The 17,558-nt window shown below is 61.1% G+C and carries 17 protein-coding genes; 8 read left to right on the plus strand and 9 right to left on the minus strand.

From position 1 onward, the window contains the following. Positions 1-8: 8 nt before the first annotated feature. Positions 9-791 (minus strand): sulfite exporter TauE/SafE family protein, encoded by a 783-nt coding sequence (locus HCI85_RS07215; RefSeq protein WP_167143537.1) that lies wholly within the window; start codon positions 789-791, stop codon positions 9-11. A gap of 121 nt (positions 792-912) precedes the next feature. On the opposite strand from HCI85_RS07215, the gene HCI85_RS07220 reads away from it, so the two are divergent. Together HCI85_RS07220 and HCI85_RS07225 are read left to right on the plus strand one after the other, a co-directional pair. Then, on the plus strand, positions 913-1,281 hold the full coding sequence (locus tag HCI85_RS07220; RefSeq protein ID WP_167143540.1) for a hypothetical protein: 369 nt from the start codon (positions 913-915) through the stop codon (positions 1,279-1,281). Between the two features lie 2 nt (positions 1,282-1,283). Beyond that, positions 1,284-2,030, plus strand: a complete 747-nt coding sequence (locus HCI85_RS07225; protein WP_167143543.1) for an NRDE family protein — start codon at positions 1,284-1,286, stop codon at positions 2,028-2,030. 6 nt (positions 2,031-2,036) lie between these two features. On the opposite strand, the gene HCI85_RS07230 is transcribed toward HCI85_RS07225, so the two are convergent. The 3 genes from HCI85_RS07230 to HCI85_RS07240 are packed head-to-tail and all read right to left on the minus strand — an operon-like array spanning position 2,037 to position 5,697. After that, positions 2,037-2,882, minus strand: a complete 846-nt coding sequence (locus HCI85_RS07230) for a DUF6929 family protein (RefSeq protein WP_167143546.1) — start codon at positions 2,880-2,882, stop codon at positions 2,037-2,039. 37 nt (positions 2,883-2,919) lie between these two features. Continuing rightward, positions 2,920-5,199, minus strand: coding sequence for a phosphoenolpyruvate--protein phosphotransferase (ptsP, locus tag HCI85_RS07235; protein WP_090250284.1), 2,280 nt, complete (start codon positions 5,197-5,199; stop codon positions 2,920-2,922). Between the two features lie 18 nt (positions 5,200-5,217). Next, complete coding sequence (locus HCI85_RS07240) at positions 5,218-5,697, minus strand: RNA pyrophosphohydrolase (RefSeq protein ID WP_090251327.1); 480 nt, start codon at positions 5,695-5,697, stop codon at positions 5,218-5,220. A gap of 155 nt (positions 5,698-5,852) precedes the next feature. Here HCI85_RS07240 and HCI85_RS07245 point away from each other — a divergent pair, with 155 nt between their 5' ends. Beyond that, complete coding sequence (locus HCI85_RS07245; RefSeq protein ID WP_167143549.1) at positions 5,853-6,506, plus strand: histidinol-phosphatase; 654 nt, start codon at positions 5,853-5,855, stop codon at positions 6,504-6,506. A gap of 57 nt (positions 6,507-6,563) precedes the next feature. Here the strand turns inward: HCI85_RS07245 and HCI85_RS07250 are convergent, their stop codons facing one another. Then, positions 6,564-7,004 (minus strand): DUF2269 family protein, encoded by a 441-nt coding sequence (locus tag HCI85_RS07250; RefSeq protein ID WP_160085849.1) that lies wholly within the window; start codon positions 7,002-7,004, stop codon positions 6,564-6,566. A 26-nt stretch (positions 7,005-7,030) separates the two neighbouring features. After that, positions 7,031-8,545 (minus strand): threonine ammonia-lyase, biosynthetic, encoded by a 1,515-nt coding sequence (ilvA, locus tag HCI85_RS07255; protein WP_167143552.1) that lies wholly within the window; start codon positions 8,543-8,545, stop codon positions 7,031-7,033. Between the two features lie 159 nt (positions 8,546-8,704). Here ilvA and rpiA point away from each other — a divergent pair, with 159 nt between their 5' ends. Both rpiA and HCI85_RS07265 read left to right on the plus strand, forming a co-directional pair. Then, positions 8,705-9,379, plus strand: coding sequence for a ribose-5-phosphate isomerase RpiA (gene rpiA, locus HCI85_RS07260; RefSeq protein WP_167143555.1), 675 nt, complete (start codon positions 8,705-8,707; stop codon positions 9,377-9,379). 138 nt (positions 9,380-9,517) lie between these two features. Beyond that, complete coding sequence (locus HCI85_RS07265) at positions 9,518-11,302, plus strand: GspE/PulE family protein (protein ID WP_167143559.1); 1,785 nt, start codon at positions 9,518-9,520, stop codon at positions 11,300-11,302. A 16-nt stretch (positions 11,303-11,318) separates the two neighbouring features. Here HCI85_RS07265 and HCI85_RS07270 read toward each other — a convergent pair whose 3' ends face one another. Then, positions 11,319-11,987 carry a murein L,D-transpeptidase catalytic domain family protein gene (locus tag HCI85_RS07270; protein ID WP_241693738.1) on the minus strand — a complete coding sequence of 223 codons (669 nt, stop codon included), beginning with the start codon at positions 11,985-11,987 and terminating at the stop codon, positions 11,319-11,321. A 160-nt stretch (positions 11,988-12,147) separates the two neighbouring features. On the opposite strand from HCI85_RS07270, the gene HCI85_RS07275 reads away from it, so the two are divergent. The 3 genes from HCI85_RS07275 to HCI85_RS07285 all read left to right on the plus strand — a co-directional run bounded on the left by HCI85_RS07275 (position 12,148) and on the right by HCI85_RS07285 (position 15,229). Further along, positions 12,148-13,734, plus strand: a complete 1,587-nt coding sequence (locus HCI85_RS07275; protein ID WP_167143565.1) for a L,D-transpeptidase family protein — start codon at positions 12,148-12,150, stop codon at positions 13,732-13,734. Positions 13,735-13,858: 124 nt separating this feature from the next. After that, complete coding sequence (locus HCI85_RS07280; RefSeq protein ID WP_090250305.1) at positions 13,859-14,779, plus strand: SPFH domain-containing protein; 921 nt, start codon at positions 13,859-13,861, stop codon at positions 14,777-14,779. Between the two features lie 3 nt (positions 14,780-14,782). Next, on the plus strand, positions 14,783-15,229 hold the full coding sequence (locus HCI85_RS07285) for an NfeD family protein (RefSeq protein WP_090250308.1): 447 nt from the start codon (positions 14,783-14,785) through the stop codon (positions 15,227-15,229). Between the two features lie 59 nt (positions 15,230-15,288). Here the strand turns inward: HCI85_RS07285 and HCI85_RS07290 are convergent, their stop codons facing one another. After that, the gene (locus HCI85_RS07290) at positions 15,289-16,194 is read right to left on the minus strand and encodes an amino acid ABC transporter substrate-binding protein (RefSeq protein WP_167143568.1); all 906 of its coding nucleotides are present in this window, start codon (positions 16,192-16,194) and stop codon (positions 15,289-15,291) included. Positions 16,195-16,229: 35 nt separating this feature from the next. Continuing rightward, positions 16,230-17,558 (minus strand): putrescine-ornithine antiporter, encoded by a 1,329-nt coding sequence (potE, locus tag HCI85_RS07295; protein ID WP_167143571.1) that lies wholly within the window; start codon positions 17,556-17,558, stop codon positions 16,230-16,232.

Consider the following 17,558-nt stretch of genomic DNA (forward strand, 5'->3'; position numbering starts at 1 on the left):
AAAACTCCTTAAACGAGGAAACTCAGGCCCACGCTAAACAGCAGCAGGGCAAACAGACGCTTGAGCAGGCGCGGCGACAGCTTGTGCGCCAAGCGTGCGCCGACACGAGCAAAGTACATGCTGGGGATCGCAATGCCGACCAACGCCGGCAGGTAGACAAAGCCCAGGCTCCACTCTGGCAGCGCGGGTTTATCCCAGCCCAGCCAGATAAAACTCAGGGCGCTGGCTATCGCAATCGGCAAACCGCAGGCCGAAGACGTGGCCACCGCCTGCTGCATCGCAACGCTGCGCCAAGTCAGGAATGGCACAGTCAGCGAACCGCCGCCAATCCCGAAAATCGCCGAGGCCCAGCCAATCACGCCACCGGCCAGGGTCAGCGCCGGCTTGCCTGGGACAGTGCGGCTGGCTTTGGGTTTCAGTTCCAGGGCCATTTGCACGGCAATAATGATCGCAAACACGCCGATGATCTTCTGTAGCAGGGGCCCCTGAATCGCCGCTGCAGTCATTGCGCCCAACCCGGCACCGAGCAGAATGCCCAGGGTCATCCAGGCAAATACCGGCCACAACACGGCGCCTTTACGCTGGTGTTCCAGCACCGAGTTGATCGAGGTGAAGATGATCGTCGCAAGCGACGTACCGACCGCCAGGTGGGTCAGAATCATCGGATCAAAGCCCTGCGCAGCAAAACTCAACACCAGCACCGGCACGATGATAATGCCGCCGCCCACCCCGAATAACCCGGCAAGCGTTCCGGCGGCAGCCCCCAGGACCAAATACAGCAGCAGTTCCATCAGCACCCCCGCAAACAATCCGGCATGGTAACGGATGCACAGGGCCGGACTCTACTTTGGGCGATGGATGTCCGTCCTGGCTTTGCGTAAAGTGCCTGCATCGCCTGTGGAATAGACCAGCATGCGCCCGACCCTGTACCTGAAGCTGAGCTGTAACCAGATGCACCTGACGCATCTGCAGAGTGGCCGCGTACTGCACTTGCAAGCGGACCCTGCGTTCAGCAACCCACGCCTGTTGGTGGCAGATTTTGCGGCAGCACAACACCTGCTGCTGGGCGGGATCACGGCCCTGTTGCCCCATCGCTTCCTGCGTCTGAGCCGACCACCGCAACTGCTGATTCAACCGCTGGAACGCCTGGAGGGCGGTTTGTCTCAGGTTGAAGAACGCATTCTGCTGGAACTTGGCCTCGGCTGCGGCGCGCGCAAGGTACGCCTGCACATGGGCCAGGAGCTGGACAATGCCGGCGTGCTGGCGAAATTAGGGAGTTGATCATGTGCCTGATCGTCCTGGCCTGGCGACCGGGCCATGCCCAACCGCTGCTGGTGGCCGCCAACCGCGATGAGTTCTATGCCCGCCCGAGCCAACCCCTGGCCGAATGGCCCGACAGACCGGGACTGATTGCCGGGCGCGATCTGCAAGCCGGAGGTACCTGGCTGGGTGTCGGTCCGGGCGGACGCTTTGCCGCACTGACCAATATTCGCGCACCCGGCCAGGCATTAGGCAGCCGCTCTCGTGGCGAGCTACCGGCGGCCTTTCTCAGTGGCGACCGCAGCATCGACACATTTCTACAAGACCTGCACGAGCAGCGGCACCACTACAGCGGCTTTAACCTGCTGCTGGGTGACCCTCAGCAACTCTGGCACTTCAACTCCCATACCGGGAACGCCACGCCCTTGGCGGAAGGCGTACACGGCCTGTCGAATGCCGACCTGAATACGCCCTGGCCCAAGCTGCAGCGGGCCAAGCAGGCCCTGAGCAATGGCCTGCATGAAGCCAACCCACAGATATTGCTCAAACTGTTGGCCGACCCCACCGGTGCGGCGGACGCAGAGCTGCCGCAAACCGGTATCGGCCTAACCGGCGAACGCCTGCTTTCCAGCGTGTTTATTGCCAGCGCCAGCTACGGCACGCGCGCCAGCACCGCCTTGATTGTGAATGCCGACGGCAGCCGCACGCTCACCGAACGCACGTTCGGCAGCCATGGCAGTTATCTGGGTGAGGTGCTCGTTCCCTGTTGAGGCCGCTCAGTCGCTGTGTACAGGTTCGCTGAGCTCATCCAAGGTAAACAGCGGCGCGGCAATCGCCGGGTCGTCGGCATCCGCCACCAGCAGGGGTCGACCATCGGCCTGAAAGGTCAGCCCTTCGATCTTCACCACTGGCGCCAAACGGCTCAGCGCGACGATATTCAGTTGCGCGCCCAGCCGCCCAAGCACGCTGCCAACGCAGGCACCGTCCAGGTAGCTGGAATCAGTAGCTTCCGCCGATGCCGTGAAATACAGCGCGCCACTGGGCGCCACGCTGAGATCGGTGATGCTCAATTGCACACCGTCCAGCTCCGGTAATTGCAGCGGCACGATCTGCTGCAATGCAGCGGCACTCAGTTGTCCGTCCTGTAGATCGCGCAGCACCTGCGGCAAATCGAGCAGCACCAGGGCGTTTTCTCGGCCGCGACCATTGCCGCGCTGGGCCAGCAGCACCTGCTGGTGATAGACCACGCCGCCTTCGATATTCAGGTCCTGAAAGTGCTCAGCGAGCGCCCGGTACAAGGGATTAAGGTCGATCACGCGCACATTACCGGCCTCAACCAGACAACCGCGACAGCGGCGTTCGGTGGAACCGGAACCTAACGCCAACAGGCTGTCAGCGGGCAATGACATCAAGGCTTCGAAGTCGGGCTTTAGGCGCTTGCGCAGCTTGGCATCGCTGGGTAATTCGCAGGGGAGCAGAGTCAGCTCGGCCTGCCAGTCGCCGCTCAGGCTGTAGCGCTGCAGCACCAGCGCATCGTCGGCCAACACCCAGAAACTATGCCCCTGACAGACCAACGCGCTGGCTGCCGACAGCCGCAGCGTGGCCAGTTGGCGCAATTGCATAGGGGTTGCGGCGAGCGTCAGCATGAGCCGCGAGCACTCACGCCTGAATATCTGACGCCGGATTGATCATCCGACCCAGGCCGAGGTTGCGCAGGGCCAGCTGCAGGGTGCTGTGAATCACCTGTGGGTTGTCGATGTTCATCACTTGGCCAAGCAGCTCCTGGGCTTTGCCCAGGCTGATCTGCCGCAGCAGCCATTTCACCTTGGGCAGGTTGGTGGCGTTCATCGACAAGCCATCGAAGCCCATCGCCATCAGCAACACCGCGCACGCCGGATCACCGGCCATTTCGCCACAGATACTCACCGGTTTGCCTTCGGCGTGGGCTCCGGCCACTACCAGGCGCAGCGCCTGCAAGACTGCCGGGTGGAGGAAGTCATAGAGGTCGGCGACGCGCGGGTTGTTACGGTCCACGGCTAACAGGTATTGGGTCAGGTCATTCGAGCCGACCGAGAGGAAATCGACTTGGCGTGCCAGTTCGCGCACCTGATAGACCGCTGCGGGGATCTCAATCATCACACCGACAGGCGGCAGCGGCACGTCGGTGCCTTCATCGCGCACTTCGCCCCAGGCACGGTGAATAAGGTGCAGCGCCTCTTCCAGCTCCTGAATCCCGGAAATCATCGGCAGCAGAATGCGCAGGTTATTCAACCCTTCGCTGGCCTTAAGCATGGCGCGGGTCTGCACCAGGAAGATTTCCGGGTGGTCGAGGGTGACGCGGATACCGCGCCAACCGAGGAAGGGGTTGTCTTCCTTGATCGGGAAATAGCTCAACGCCTTGTCACCGCCGATATCCAGGCTGCGCATGGTCACCGGCAGCGGGTGGAAGGCGGCCAGCTGCTCGCGATAGATCGCCAGCTGCTCTTTCTCGCTGGGGAAGCGCTCCTTGATCATAAACGGCACTTCAGTGCGGTACAGACCAACGCCTTCGGCACCGCGCTCCTGGGCGCGCTTTACATCAGCAAGCAGGCCGGTGTTGACCCACAGCGGCATACGGTGGCCGTCAAGGGTTTCGCACGGCAAGGCGCGCAGTGCATCAAGACCCTGCGCCAGCTGGCGCTCTTCCTCGACCACTTCGGCGTATTGCTTGCGCAACACTTCGCTCGGGTTGGTGAACACCTCACCGTGGTAGCCGTCGACGATCAGCTGAATGCCGTCGATCTTCGAATACGGCAGGTCGACCACGCCCATGACCGTGGGAATACCCATGGCCCGCGCAAAGATGGCCACATGCGAGTTACCCGAGCCCTGCACCGAAACCAGGCCAACCAGCTTGCCTTCCGGCACTTCGCCAAGCATCGCCGGCGACAGCTCTTCGCTGACCAGAATGCAGTTGTCCGGGTACACCAAGGTCTGCTGACGGGCCTGCTGCAGGTAGGCGAGCAGGCGTCGACCGAGGTCTTTGACATCGCTGGCGCGCTCACGCAGGTAGGCGTCGTCCATCAGCTCAAAACGATTGATGTGCTCGCCAATCACCTGACGCAGTGCGCCCTGGGCCCACTGGCCGGTGCGAATGACCTTGACCACCTCGTTACCCAGGGCGGCGTCTTCCAGCATCATCAGGTAGACGTCGAACAGCGCGCGCTCTTCCGGGCGCAGCTGCGTGGCCATTCTCGCCGACAACGCGCGCATGTCGCTGCGTACGCCTTCCAGAGCATCATTGAACAGGGCCAGCTCGGCGGCGATGTCGTCGACGGTCTTATCCGGCACCACTTCCAGATCAGCCGGCGGCAGGACCACCACTGCGGTGCCCACGGCTGCGCCAGGCGAGCCGGGTACGCCGATGAATTTGGCTTCCTGAATGCCCTTGCCCTGCCGACCCAGGCCGCGGATCGAACCGGTGGCCTCGGCGTGGGCGATAACCCCGGCGAGCTGGGCGCTCATGGTCACCAGGAAGGCTTCTTCGCCTTCGTCGAACTGGCGCTGTTCTTTCTGCTGGATGACCAATACACCCATCACCTTGCGGTGGTGAATGATCGGCGCACCGAGAAATGAGGCGTAACGCTCCTCGCCGGTTTCGGCAAAGTAGCGGTAGCGTGGGTGTTCGGAAGCGTGTTCGAGGTTGAGCGGCTCTTCGCGGGTGCCGACCAGGCCGACCAAGCCCTCGTTGGGGGCCATGCTGACCTTGCCGATGGCTTTCTTGTTCAAGCCCTCGGTGGCCATCAGCACAAAGCGATTGCTTTCAGGGTCCAGCAGGTAGACCGAGCAGACCTGGCTGCCCATAGCCTCGCGCACTCGCTGCACGATAATGCCCAGCGCCGCCTTGAGGTCCTTGGCGGCATTTACTTCCTGGACAATCTTGCGCAGCGTATTGAGCATACTTGGCTCTAGCCTGTGTCAGTCCCGCGCCAAGAGGCGCGGAGCGAGTTCCTTGAGGGCGCGACGGTAAACCTCGCGCTTGAATGTCACCACCTGGCCCAGCGGGTACCAGTAACTGACCCAGCGCCAGCCGTCGAACTCCGGCTTACCGGTCAGGTCCATGCGCACCCGATCCTCTGCGCCAGTCAAACGCAGGAGGAACCACTTCTGTTTCTGCCCGATGCACAGCGGCTGGCTGTGCGTGCGCACCAGGCGCTGAGGCAGACGATAACGCAACCAGCCTCGGGTGCAGGCGAGAATTTTCACATCCTGCTGTTCAAGGCCAACTTCTTCGTTCAATTCGCGGTACAGCGCTTCTTCCGGCGACTCATGGTCATTGATCCCGCCCTGCGGGAACTGCCAAGCATCCTGGTTTATCCGACGCGCCCACAGCACCTGGCCGACATCATTGGTCAGAATGATGCCGACATTCGGGCGAAAACCATCGGAATCGATCACGGCACACAACCTCGTAAACGCCTGAATTTAAGACATGCGGGCATTGTTCCACAAAGGCCGCGGCAGCAGCAACGCGAGCGGGGCGCGTAATAGGAATGACCTATAAAAGCCGTTATTCTGGCCGCCTTTCGTAGCTGGCAATCAAAGGTGCTCCCGTGCGTTTGGCTTTATTCGATCTCGACAACACCCTGCTCGGCGGCGACAGCGATCACGCCTGGGGGGACTACCTGTGTGAGCGCGGCATCCTCGACGGGATTGCCTATAAGGCGCGCAACGATGACTTCTATCAGGACTATCTGGCCGGCCGCCTGAACATCACCGACTACCTGAACTTCAGCCTGGAAATCCTCGGCCGCACGGAAATGGTGCAGCTGGAGCAGTGGCACCGCGAGTTTATGCGCGACTGCGTCGAGCCGATCATCCTTGCCAAAGGTGAAGCGCTGCTGGCCGAGCACCGCGAAGCCGGCGACAAGCTGTTGATCATCACCGCCACCAACCGCTTCGTCACCGCGCCGATTGCTGCGCGCCTTGGGGTCGACACCCTGCTGGCCACCGAATGTGAAATGGCCGACGGCCGCTACACCGGACGCACCACCGACGTGCCGTGCTTCAAGGAAGGCAAGGTCACCCGCCTTAACCGCTGGTTGGCGGAAAGCGGCCTTAACCTTAACGACAGTTACTTCTACAGTGACTCAATGAACGACCTGCCCCTGCTGGAGCAAGTCACTCACCCCTTCGCCGTCGACCCCGATCCAAACCTGCGCGCCGAAGCAGAAAAGCGCGGCTGGCCGGTGATCTCGCTACGCTAAACTGGCTGCAATAAAAAACGCCGCCTGATCAGGCGGCGTTTTTTATTGCGGTATTGATCAAGCTGGCTTGGCGCCCATCAACCCCATGATCACCAGCAACAACAACACGATCAGCCCGGCATAGGCCGCGCAGAACCCCAGCAGGCGCTTGGGTGCTGGCGCGCCATTAAGGGCTTGCCAGGTGCTCAGGCGGCCCGCCAGCAGCAACCCAGCAACCATCAACACACCAAACAGCACGCTGCTAAGCAGCAGCCAAGTTTGGCTCAGCGGCAAACCGATCAGGTCAACCAGCAACCAGCCGGTTACCGGCAGGCTCAGGGCCAGCAGGCCGAGCACCGGCATGCTGATCAAGCGGGTGCGTTTCAGCTTGCGCTGCAAGATGGCGGCATCACCGCCACGCGAGGCCTTCCATAACATAAACAGATGCACCAGCACCCCAACCAGCAAGAGGATGCCGGGCAGCATATGCAGCATTTTCAGCAATGGGTAATGTTCCATTGTTTCAGTCCTACCGGGTTTCCGGCTTATCCAAGAAAGAGTTTGTACGCCGGGTTATCGCTCTCATCCCAGTAGGGATAGCCGATGGCTTCCAGCGCCGCTGGCACCAAATGGCGCTCGGTCTGCGGCACCTGCAGGCCCGCGACCACTCGACCATCGGCCGCGCCGTGATTGCGATAGTGGAACATCGAGATGTTCCAGCGCCCACCTAATTTCTGTAAGAAATTGAACAATGCACCCGGACGCTCAGGAAACTCGAAGCGGTAAACGCACTCATCCGGCACCGCTGCCGCATGACCGCCGACCATATGACGGATATGCAACTTGGCCAGTTCGTTGTCAGTCAGGTCCAATACCGGGAAGCCCTGGTCGCGCAGACCCTGAACCAGCGCGGCACGCGGGTCACTTTCCGGGTGGGTTTGCACGCCGACAAAGATGTGCGCCTCCTTATCTTCGTGATAGCGGTAGTTGAACTCGGTGATCTGCCGCTTGCCGATGGCTTCGCAGAACGCCTTGAAGCTACCCGGTTGCTCGGGGATGGTCACGGCGATGATCGCTTCACGCTTCTCGCCCAGTTCGGCGCGTTCAGCAACGTGGCGCAGACGGTCGAAGTTGACGTTGGCCCCCGAGTCGATGCCCACCAGCACGCGCCCACTGCAGCCCTCGCGCTCCACATACTTCTTGATCCCAGCCACGCTCAGCGCACCGGCCGGTTCGGTGATCGAACGGGTGTCGTCGTAGATGTCCTTGATCGCCGCACAGATCTCGTCGGTGCTGACGGTGATCACCTCGTCAACATGGTCCTTGCACACATCAAAGGTGTGCTGACCGATCTGCGCCACGGCCACGCCATCGGCAAACAGCCCAACCTGCGACAGCACCACACGTTCACCGGCGGCCATCGCGGCCTGCAGGCAATTGGAATCGTCCGGTTCAACACCGATGACCTTGATCTCTGGACGCAGGTATTTGACATAGGCGGCGATACCCGCAATCAGCCCGCCGCCGCCCACCGGCACGAAGATCGCGTCGATCGTCCCCGGTTGCTGACGGAGGATTTCCATCGCAATGGTGCCCTGCCCGGCAATGGTGTGCGGGTCATCATAGGGATGGATATAGATGTAGCCCTTCTCATCGACCAGCTTCAGCGAGTAAGCCAGTGCTTCCGGGAAGCTGTCGCCGTGCAGCACCACCTTGCCGCCGCGTGAGCGTACGCCCTGCACTTTGATTTCCGGGGTGGTCTTGGGCATCACGATGGTCGCCTTGACCCCCAGCACTTTGGCCGCCAGCGCCAGGCCCTGGGCATGGTTGCCGGCCGAGGCGGTCACCACACCGCGCGCCAGCTCCTCAGTCGAAAGCTGCGCCAGTTTGTTGTAGGCACCGCGAATCTTGAACGAGTACACCGGCTGCAGGTCTTCACGCTTGAGCAGAATCTGGTTGCCCAGGCGCTCGGAAAGCTGGTTAGCGGCTTGCAGCGGGGTTTCCACCGCCACGTCATAGACGCGCGAGGTGAGGATTTTCTTGACGTACTGTTCGAGCATGGCGGGATCGCAGGCGGCTTTTCAGAGAGTCAGCGAGTCTACCCCAGCGCCGCGCCGAACGACCATACAAGCCACAGGGTTTTCCCGGCCAGCGGCCCCCTGGCGCTTCAGTCAGGCTATAATTCGCGCCTTTCAATCACTCCCACTCCAGGCCTAAAGATGAATCAGGATCAACTCAAGCAAGCCGTCGCCCAGGCTGCCGTCGACTTTATTCTCCCCAAACTCGACGCCAAGAGTGTGATCGGTGTCGGCACCGGCTCCACTGCCAACTGTTTTATCGATGCCCTGGCCAAGCACAAGATGGAGTTCGACGGCGCTGTGGCCAGTTCCGAAGCCACCGCCGCACGCCTCAAGGGCCATGGTATTGCGGTGTATGAGCTGAACACCGTCAGCGACCTGGAGTTCTATGTTGATGGCGCCGATGAAAGCGACGAGCACCTCAACCTGATCAAGGGCGGTGGCGCGGCCCTGACCCGCGAGAAGATCGTTGCGGCCGTGGCGCAGACCTTTATTTGCATCGCCGACGCCAGCAAGCTGGTGCCAGTCCTCGGCGCCTTCCCACTGCCGGTGGAAGTAATCCCGATGGCGCGCAGCCACGTCGCCCGCCAGTTGGTCAAACTCGGCGGCGATCCGGTGTACCGCGAAGGCGTGGTGACCGACAACGGCAATATCATCCTCGACGTGTTCAACCTGTCGATCACCAACCCGGTGGAGCTGGAAAGCCAGATCAACGCCATCGTCGGCGTGGTCACCAACGGCCTGTTCGCTGCACGCCCAGCTGACCTACTGTTGCTCGGCACCGCAGAAGGCGTGAAAACCCTCAAGCGCGCCTGATCGCCGCCTGCACTAAGGCAGTCCATAGCGGCTGTGCAAAAATGGATCAGGTCGGCAGACAGCCTGCGTCCTTTGCGACATGCTGCCAGCAGTGCTTAGCAGGTCGTTAAACCGTAATCAGGATCGTCAGGGAGCTTTATGTCCGCATTCGTCTCGTCCACCCATGATCGCCAGTTGGAACTCGCCGACCTGCTGCGTGAGCTGGTCGCCCAGGGGCGGACCAATCAGGACAATGCCGAACAATGCCTGGCGATCCGCCGCAGTGCCGTTAATAACCAGCAGCATCCACTGGAATTTCTTGCCGCGCAGCAACTGGACGATCTGAAAAACCCTGGCAAGAAGCTTGAACTGGAAGGCCTGACCAGTTGGCTGGCGGAACAATGCGGCCAGCCCTTTCTGCGCATCGACCCGCTGAAGATCAATGTTGCCGCCATCACCCCGCTGATGTCCTACGCCTTCGCCCAGCGCCACAAAATTCTTGCCGTGGCGGTGGACAACGACAGCGTGACCATCGCCAGCAGCCAGCCCCTGGTGCACAGCTGGGAAGCCAATCTGATCCATGTGCTCAAGCGTCCGATCAAGCGCGTGGTGGCCAGCCCAACGGATATCCAACGCTTTACCGTAGAATTCTACCGCCTGGCCAAATCGGTCACTGGTGCTTCCGCGGGCGACATGAAGATCAGCGGGGCCGGTAACTTCGAGCAACTGCTCAATCTTGGCGCCCAGGATCAGGAACCCGACGCCAACGACGCGCATATCGTTAATATCGTCGACTGGCTGTTTCAGTACGCCTTTACCCAGCGCGCCAGCGATATCCATATTGAGCCGCGCCGCGAACAGGGCAGCGTGCGTTTTCGTATCGACGGCGTACTGCACACTGTCTACCAATTCCCGCCTCAGGTAACCATGGCCATCGTCAGCCGCCTGAAAAGCCTGGGACGGATGAACGTCGCAGAAAAACGCAAACCGCAGGACGGCAGGGTCAAGACAAAGACCCCGGACGGCGGCGAGGTGGAGCTGCGCCTGTCGACCCTGCCCACCGCCTTTGGCGAAAAAATGGTAATGCGGATTTTCGACCCAGAAGTGCTGCTGAAAAGCTTCGATCAACTGGGTTTCTCCGCCGATGACCTGAAACGTTGGCAGAGCATGACGTCGCAGCCCAACGGCATCATCCTGGTCACCGGCCCCACCGGCTCCGGCAAAACCACCACGCTCTACACCACGCTCAAGCAACTGGCCACGCCTGAGGTTAACGTCTGCACCATCGAAGACCCGATCGAGATGATTGAGGGCGCCTTCAACCAGATGCAGGTACAGAGCAATATCGACCTGACCTTCGCCAGCGGCGTGCGCGCACTGATGCGCCAGGACCCGGACATCATCATGGTCGGCGAAATCCGCGACCTAGAAACCGCCGAGATGGCGATTCAGGCCGCGCTCACCGGTCACTTGGTACTCTCAACCCTGCACACCAACGACGCGCCCAGCGCCATCACCCGCCTGCTCGAACTGGGCGTACCGCATTACCTGCTCAAGGCCACCTTGCTCGGTGTGATGGCCCAGCGCCTGGTGCGCACTCTATGCCCGCACTGCAAGGCGCCACAGACGCTGGATGAAGACGGCTGGCAGAGCCTGACCAAACCCTGGAGCGCGCCTCTGCCGACTCAAGCCTGCAGCGCCGTCGGTTGCCTGGAGTGTCGCGACACGGGCTACCGCGGCCGCGCTGGGGTGTATGAAATCATGCTGATCAATGATGCGATGAAGCCGCTGATCACCGCCGATACCGACCTGATTGCCCTGCGCCGACATGCGTTCAAGGAAGGCATGCGCAGCCTGCGCCTGTCTGGCGCGCAGAAGGTCGCCGCCGGCCTGACCACCATTGAGGAAGTGCTGCGGGTCACTCCGCAGAGCGAGCAGAAATAGCCTTAGCCCACGCGTTTCAGCTGCGCGGCAAACGCTGCTGACGGGCGAGGATGCTTGCCATTCGCTGCGGCTTGCAGTCCAAGTAGGCTGAAGCCTGCAACCAGCGCTGATTGGAATGCCAGGCGAAGAGAAACTGCCCGCCCTTGAGCTGATCCACCACCATCCGTGCCACTTCCGGACGCACCGCCGGGCAACCCAGGCTGCGGCCGATACGCCCATGCTTCTGTGCCCAGCGTGGGCTGACATAACCGGCGCCATGAATCACGATGGCACGCTCGCGGGCCAGGTCATTCAGGCCAGGCTCTAGCCCATCCATACGCAGGGAATAGCCATGCTTGCCGCGGTAGCTTTCAGCCGTGCGGAACAAACCGAGACTGGATTGGTGGCTGCCCAGACGATTGGAAAACGCCTCGGCAAAATTCTCCCCGGACTTGCGACCATGGGCGACGAAATCGCGTAATAGCAGACGCTTGCGCTGCAGATCGAATATCCACAAGCGCCGCTCGGTGGAAGGCCGCGAATAGTCGATAACCGCAAGGCGGTGAGCCGGATCAGCACCATGATTGACCGCGCACTGCATGGCCGCCAGCGCATGCTGCAGCGCCTGCTGATTGAGCCCGGGGGCAATCTGCGCCAGGTCCCTGAGCAAGCCATCCTGCTCGGTTGCAGTCGCCGACAAGGGCATGCAAGAAAGCCAAAAGCCGATCAGGCAGAACCTGCCAAGACGTCCAAACATTGCGCAAATACCTCGAGTACCGTCGGACGTCCTGTCACAAAATCCGCCCCTGGCCCGCCTATACTGGTTTTGGCTAACCCGCTTTTCGGCCAAGGACTGGAGCAGTAGATTGTTCAAAAAACGCACACTCTACCTGAGCGCTGTCCTGCTCACCCTGCCATTGGTCGCCAACGCCACCGATGCGCCCTTCGCCACCAGCGTCGATCTGCGCCCATTGCTGGCTCAATTGACGCAGCGCTGCAGCCCATTACCGACAAGCCTAGACGAGAATGCTCAGCGCCTGCTGCAGGCTTTTTATGCGCAACGCGACGGCCAACCAGCCTGGCAGAACAGCGAACAACTGCTGCAATTGCGCGAACAGCTGGCGCAATTGGACGATGACGGCCTGCAGCCCAGTGACTATATGCTTCCAAGCCTGGTCGCGGAAAGCTTCGCCAAGCAGCGCGACTGCGCGGAACTGCTGACCAGCCACAGCTACCTGCAGGCCCTGCTGCACCTGCGTCGCGGCCGCTTGCTGCAACAGCGCCTGGAACCGCTGTGGCAGGCGCCAGGGCAAACCAACCCGGACCCGCAACTGGCGACCCTCTCACTGGCCCTGCTGCATCTGCACACGCCGTCCCTGGCCTTTGCCAACGCACGGCCGGCTACCGTGCAATACCAGCGGCTGCGTAGCGCTTATGCGCAACAACGCCTACAGCCGCTGCAGGAGTGGACGACACTCGCCAGCGGCCCACAGCTCAAACCCGGCGGTAAAGATGCGCGACTGCCAGCATTGCGCACACGCCTGATCGCCCAGGGCTACCTGGCTGCACCGCTAGTAGAACTGGGCAGCACCTATGATCTGGCCACACAAAGTGCACTTGAGAATTTTCAACGCGACCACGGCCTTAACCCGGATGGTATTCTCGGCCCCGCCAGCCTGACCGAGCTGAATATCAGCCCACAGCTGCGCCGCGAACAGCTGCGCGCTAACCTTGAGCGCCTGCGCTGGCTGGCCGACTCTATGGGCAAGGCCGAAGTGCTGATCAATGTCGCGGCCGCCGAAATCCAGGTGCAGCGCGATAACCAACTGCTGTGGCGCACCCGTACCCAGGTCGGCCGTAACGAACGGCAAACGCCGCTGCTAGCCTCCAGCATTGTGCGGCTGACCCTCAATCCGACCTGGACCGTGCCGCCGACCATTCTGCGTGAAGACAAATTGCCGGCTATTCGCGAAGACATCAGCTACCTGGAACGCCACCAGATCAGCGTGCTCGACCGCGACGGCAATCTGCTCGACCCGCAGAGCATTGACTGGGAAAGCCCCGGAGCGATCCGCCTGCGGCAGTCGGCCGGCAGCCATAACCCGCTCGGCCGCGTCGCTGTGCGCTTCGACAATCCATTCGCGGTCTACCTGCACGACACTCCCAGCCAGCAGCTGTTCAGCAAAGCCCCGCGCGCCTTCAGCTCGGGCTGCGTAAGGGTCGAGGCGGTCGATACCCTGCTCGCCTGGCTGCTCACCCCGGATGAGCTGAGCAGCGTACAAACGCGTATCGCCAGCGGCGAAACCCAGCAATACCGCCTGCAACACCCGGCACCGCTACTGATTGCCTATTGGACGGTCGAAGCCAGCAAGGACGGGGCACTGCGCTACTACCCGGACATCTACGCGCGCGACATGCGCCTGGTCAAAGCGCTGGCGCCAAACGTGCACTGATCGGCCGCCATGACCGTTGATCGGCATACTCTGCAACGCCATCGACAGCAGTGCCAACGCCAACTGTGCTTAGATAGCTGAACAGCTAATCCGCAGACTAAAACCCACCAAGGAGCTACACCACATGGAAATCGGCAGCGTCATCTTTCTCTTTGTCGGCCTCGCCGTCGCCATCGTTTTTATGGGTTTCAAGGTCGTGCCGCAGGGTTTTGAATGGACGGTGGAGCGCTTCGGTCGCTACACCAACACCCTTAAGCCGGGCCTGAACATCATCGTCCCGGTGATGGACAAAGTCGGCCGCAAGCTCAACGTAATGGAAAACGTGCTGGATATTCCGCCGCAGGAAGTGATCACCGCCGATAACGCCACGGTGCAGATCGACGCCATCTGCTTCTTCCAGATCATCAATTCGGCCCAGGCCGCCTACGAGGTGAACAACCTCGAACACGCCATCCGCAACCTGGTGATGACCAATATCCGTACCGTGCTCGGCTCCATGGAGCTGGATGCCATGCTCGGCCAACGCGACGCAATCAACGAAAAGCTGCTACGCACCGTTGATGAAGCCACCGCGCCCTGGGGCATCAAGATCACCCGCATCGAGATCAAGGACATCAGCCCACCCGCCGACCTGATGGCCGCCATGTCCGGGCAGATGAAAGCCGAGCGGATCAAGCGCGCACAGATTCTCGAAGCCGAAGGCCTGCGCGCTGCCGCCATCCTTACCGCCGAAGGGCAGAAGCAGGGCGACATCCTCAAGGCCGAAGGCCAGCGCCAGGCTGCCTTCCTCGAAGCCGAAGCGCGCGAACGTGCCGCCCAGGCAGAAGCTGAAGCCACGCGCATGGTTTCCGAAGCCATCGCCCAGGGCAACGTGCAGGCGGTTAACTACTTCGTTGCGCAGAAATACATCGAAGCCCTCGGCCAACTGGCCAGCGCCAATAACAGCAAAGTCATCCTGATGCCGCTGGAAGCCAGCCAGGTGATCGGTGCAGTCGGCGGTATCAGCGAAATTGTCAAAGCCACCTTCGGCGAGAAGAAGGGTTAAACCATGTGGGACTTTTTACAGCACCTGTCGTACTGGAACTGGCTGGCGTTCGGCACCCTGCTGCTGATCCTCGAAGTGTTCGGTGCAGGTGGCTATCTGCTGTGGATCGGCCTGGCCGCCGCCAGCGTCGGCCTGCTGACCTTTATCTTTCCGGGCCTGCCCTGGGCTGCGCAGTTCATCCTGTTCGGCCTACTGTCGATACTCACCGCAGTGTTCTGGTGGCAGCGCCAACGCAGCGCCGCCAAGCCTTCCGACCAGCCAGGGCTGAACCAGCGTGGCAGCGAATTCATGGGACGCACCTTTGCCCTGCATGAAGCCATCCATGAGGGGCGTGGCAAGATAAAAGCCGGAGACTCGTTGTGGTTGGTCAGCGGCCCGAATCTACCAGCGGGCACGCCGGTGCGCGTGGTGGGTCAGGACGGTGTAGTGCTGCGGGTCGAAGCCGAGTAATCGGCCTAACAGGCAAACCGGCACTGGCGAAAAATGCTCAGTGCCGGCTTAGCTGCCTGTCACTCAGGCAAGGCGTACACCTTGAACAGCGCCTTGACCATATCCCCCGGCTCACCGAAGTAGCGACCGTAAATCTGCTCCAACTCACCGGAGCGCTGCGCCTTGCTCAGGGCCGTGTCGACTAACAGGCGGAAGTCTTCGTCACCACGCGTTAAGGCCATCGCCACCGGGGCGAATTCGTAGATTCGCTCCAGCACCTGCATATCACTGGCATCATCGCGCTTGGCCAGGTAATTCTTCAGGACCATGCGCTCAGAAAAGAACGCATCGGCCTTACCCTCGGCCACCAACTGCACACCCTCCTCCTGGCTGCTGACGGTCACCACCGTAGCGACAACACCCAGCATGCGTTGCTGCTTACGAATCCAGGCTTCTGTCGCTTCGCCCTGTTTAACCGCATAGGTATGGTTAGCCAAGCCGCGATTGACCGTGGCGCGCCAAGTCGGTCCGCTGTGTGCAACCTCACCGTTGAGCACCTTGAGCAAAGCCTCGGGCGCATCCTTGCGCACCAAGACCGCCAGCCCGGCGGTGTAGATGGGCAGGGAGAAACTGACGTGCTTACGCTGACTGAGGCTTTCCACACTGGGCGAGCAGAGCAGGTCGAGCGAACCGTCACGCACGGCGCTCAGCCCTTGTGTCGCCTTCACAGACTGATAGCGCACCTGCAGCGCAGGCAGGTTCAGTTCGGTTTTGACCTGTTCGACCACCTTCTCGCACAGCTCAATCGCATAGCCGCCGACTTCGCCGTTTTGCAGGCTGCTGAACGGGGCAATGTCGTCGATGTAGCCCAGATTAAGCGTGTTGCTACTTTCGATGCGCTGCAACGTCTCGGCGTGGGTTACAGGCGACAGCGCCAGGAGGCAGGCCAGCAGCAGGTTGCACGGATTACACAGGTGAATATTCATATCCATATCCCCAGATTCAAAGGGTTTACCAGCCATTACGCCTTACCGGGCGTGGGTTGCTCGGCAACAAAGCGCTTGGCGATAAAACCGTACAGCAGATAACCCAACGCCAGCACCAGCATCGCGCCGAACACCGCATCCTTGCCCGAGGCATACAGGGCGTAGAAGCAATAAACCATCGCCACCATCAGCACCACCACGTTGCGGGTATAGATCGCCGCGCTGACGCGGGCCTTGTACATGATCACCAGTAACCCGGAGAGCGCCGTGACATAGGGAATCAGGTTGGTAACGGCCGCCAGATTGACCAGCTTGCTGAACTGCGCGCTGGCGTTCGGCGAGATAGTCGACAGCGCCAACAGGGTTTGCAGCACCCCGCACACGATCATGCCGATCACCGGTGCATTGGCCGCCGTCACTTTGCCGAACAGTTTGAGGAACATGCCCTGATCCGCCGTGACCTTGGCCGTTTGCGCCAAAGTGAACTGCCAACCCAGCAGCGAGCCGATACAGGCCATGACAGCCAGGCCCATGATGATGTTGCCGATAAAGGGGTTGAACATCTGCGCATAGACATAGGCAAATGGCGCGCTGGAGTTGGCCAGCTCGGCATTCGGCACAATGCCCTGAATCACCGTGGTCGACAGCACATACACCACGGCTGCACCGAGGGTGCCGAACAGACAGGCGAGCGGCACATTGCGCTCGGGATTTTCCACCGCATCGGAGTTTTGCGCCGCCGATTCCATGCCGAGGAAGGCCCACAGGGTCAGCGGAATACTCTGTGCAATCGCGTCGCTGATCTTCAGGCTGTGCGGGTTCCAGGCATCCTTCAGCACCGCAGGGTCAAACCAGAACCAGCCGATCAGGCTGAGCCCCGCCACCGGGATGATCACGCCCCAGACAGTGATCGCGCCAATTCTGCCGGTGATACGCGGGCCGCCGAAGTTGGCCACTGTGGTCAGCCAGATCAGCCCGACTGTGCCGACAAACAGCGGAATCGCGCCACTGCCCAGCCAGGGGAAGAACGGCGTGAGATAACCCACTGCAGAAATACCGATGGCCACGTTACCGATGGCCAGCGAAAGAAAATACAGAAACGAACAGAGAAAGAACGCCGACTTGCCGTGCGCTTCCTCGGTATAGGCCGACATACCGCCCGAGCGGTGGCAGTAGATGCCGCATTGGGCGAAACAATAGGCAATGGCCATGGAGCCGACTGCCGTGATGATCCACGACAGCAACGAAACCGCGCCCAACTGGGCCATGCTCGACGGCAACATGATGATGCCGGAGCCCATCATATTGACCGACACCAGGGTGGTGAGCCCCACCAGGCTCATCTTCTTGCTTGACTCAGCCAT

The sequence above is a fragment of the Pseudomonas sp. OTU750018 genome (assembly GCF_011636575.1).
GTDB classification, from domain to species: Bacteria; Pseudomonadota; Gammaproteobacteria; order Pseudomonadales; family Pseudomonadaceae; genus Aquipseudomonas; species Aquipseudomonas peli.

Excerpts from the sequence above, each read along its gene's own strand:
- HCI85_RS07280 (WP_090250305.1), top strand. The coding sequence starts at position 13,859 with ATGGAAATCGGCAGCGTCATCTTTCTCTTTGTCGGCCTCGCCGTCGCC.
- HCI85_RS07270 (WP_241693738.1), bottom strand. The coding sequence starts at position 11,987 with ATGCCCTTGTCGGCGACTGCAACCGAGCAGGATGGCTTGCTCAGGGAC.
- potE (WP_167143571.1), bottom strand. The coding sequence starts at position 17,558 with ATGGCTGAGTCAAGCAAGAAGATGAGCCTGGTGGGGCTCACCACCCTG.
- ptsP (WP_090250284.1), bottom strand. The coding sequence starts at position 5,199 with ATGCTCAATACGCTGCGCAAGATTGTCCAGGAAGTAAATGCCGCCAAG.
- ilvA (WP_167143552.1), bottom strand. The coding sequence starts at position 8,545 with ATGCTCGAACAGTACGTCAAGAAAATCCTCACCTCGCGCGTCTATGAC.
- HCI85_RS07285 (WP_090250308.1), top strand. The coding sequence starts at position 14,783 with ATGTGGGACTTTTTACAGCACCTGTCGTACTGGAACTGGCTGGCGTTC.
- rpiA (WP_167143555.1), top strand. The coding sequence starts at position 8,705 with ATGAATCAGGATCAACTCAAGCAAGCCGTCGCCCAGGCTGCCGTCGAC.
- HCI85_RS07225 (WP_167143543.1), top strand. The coding sequence starts at position 1,284 with ATGTGCCTGATCGTCCTGGCCTGGCGACCGGGCCATGCCCAACCGCTG.
- HCI85_RS07265 (WP_167143559.1), top strand. The coding sequence starts at position 9,518 with ATGTCCGCATTCGTCTCGTCCACCCATGATCGCCAGTTGGAACTCGCC.
- HCI85_RS07220 (WP_167143540.1), top strand. The coding sequence starts at position 913 with ATGCGCCCGACCCTGTACCTGAAGCTGAGCTGTAACCAGATGCACCTG.
- HCI85_RS07230 (WP_167143546.1), bottom strand. The coding sequence starts at position 2,882 with ATGCAATTGCGCCAACTGGCCACGCTGCGGCTGTCGGCAGCCAGCGCG.
- HCI85_RS07215 (WP_167143537.1), bottom strand. The coding sequence starts at position 791 with ATGGAACTGCTGCTGTATTTGGTCCTGGGGGCTGCCGCCGGAACGCTT.
- HCI85_RS07250 (WP_160085849.1), bottom strand. The coding sequence starts at position 7,004 with ATGGAACATTACCCATTGCTGAAAATGCTGCATATGCTGCCCGGCATC.
- HCI85_RS07290 (WP_167143568.1), bottom strand. The coding sequence starts at position 16,194 with ATGAATATTCACCTGTGTAATCCGTGCAACCTGCTGCTGGCCTGCCTC.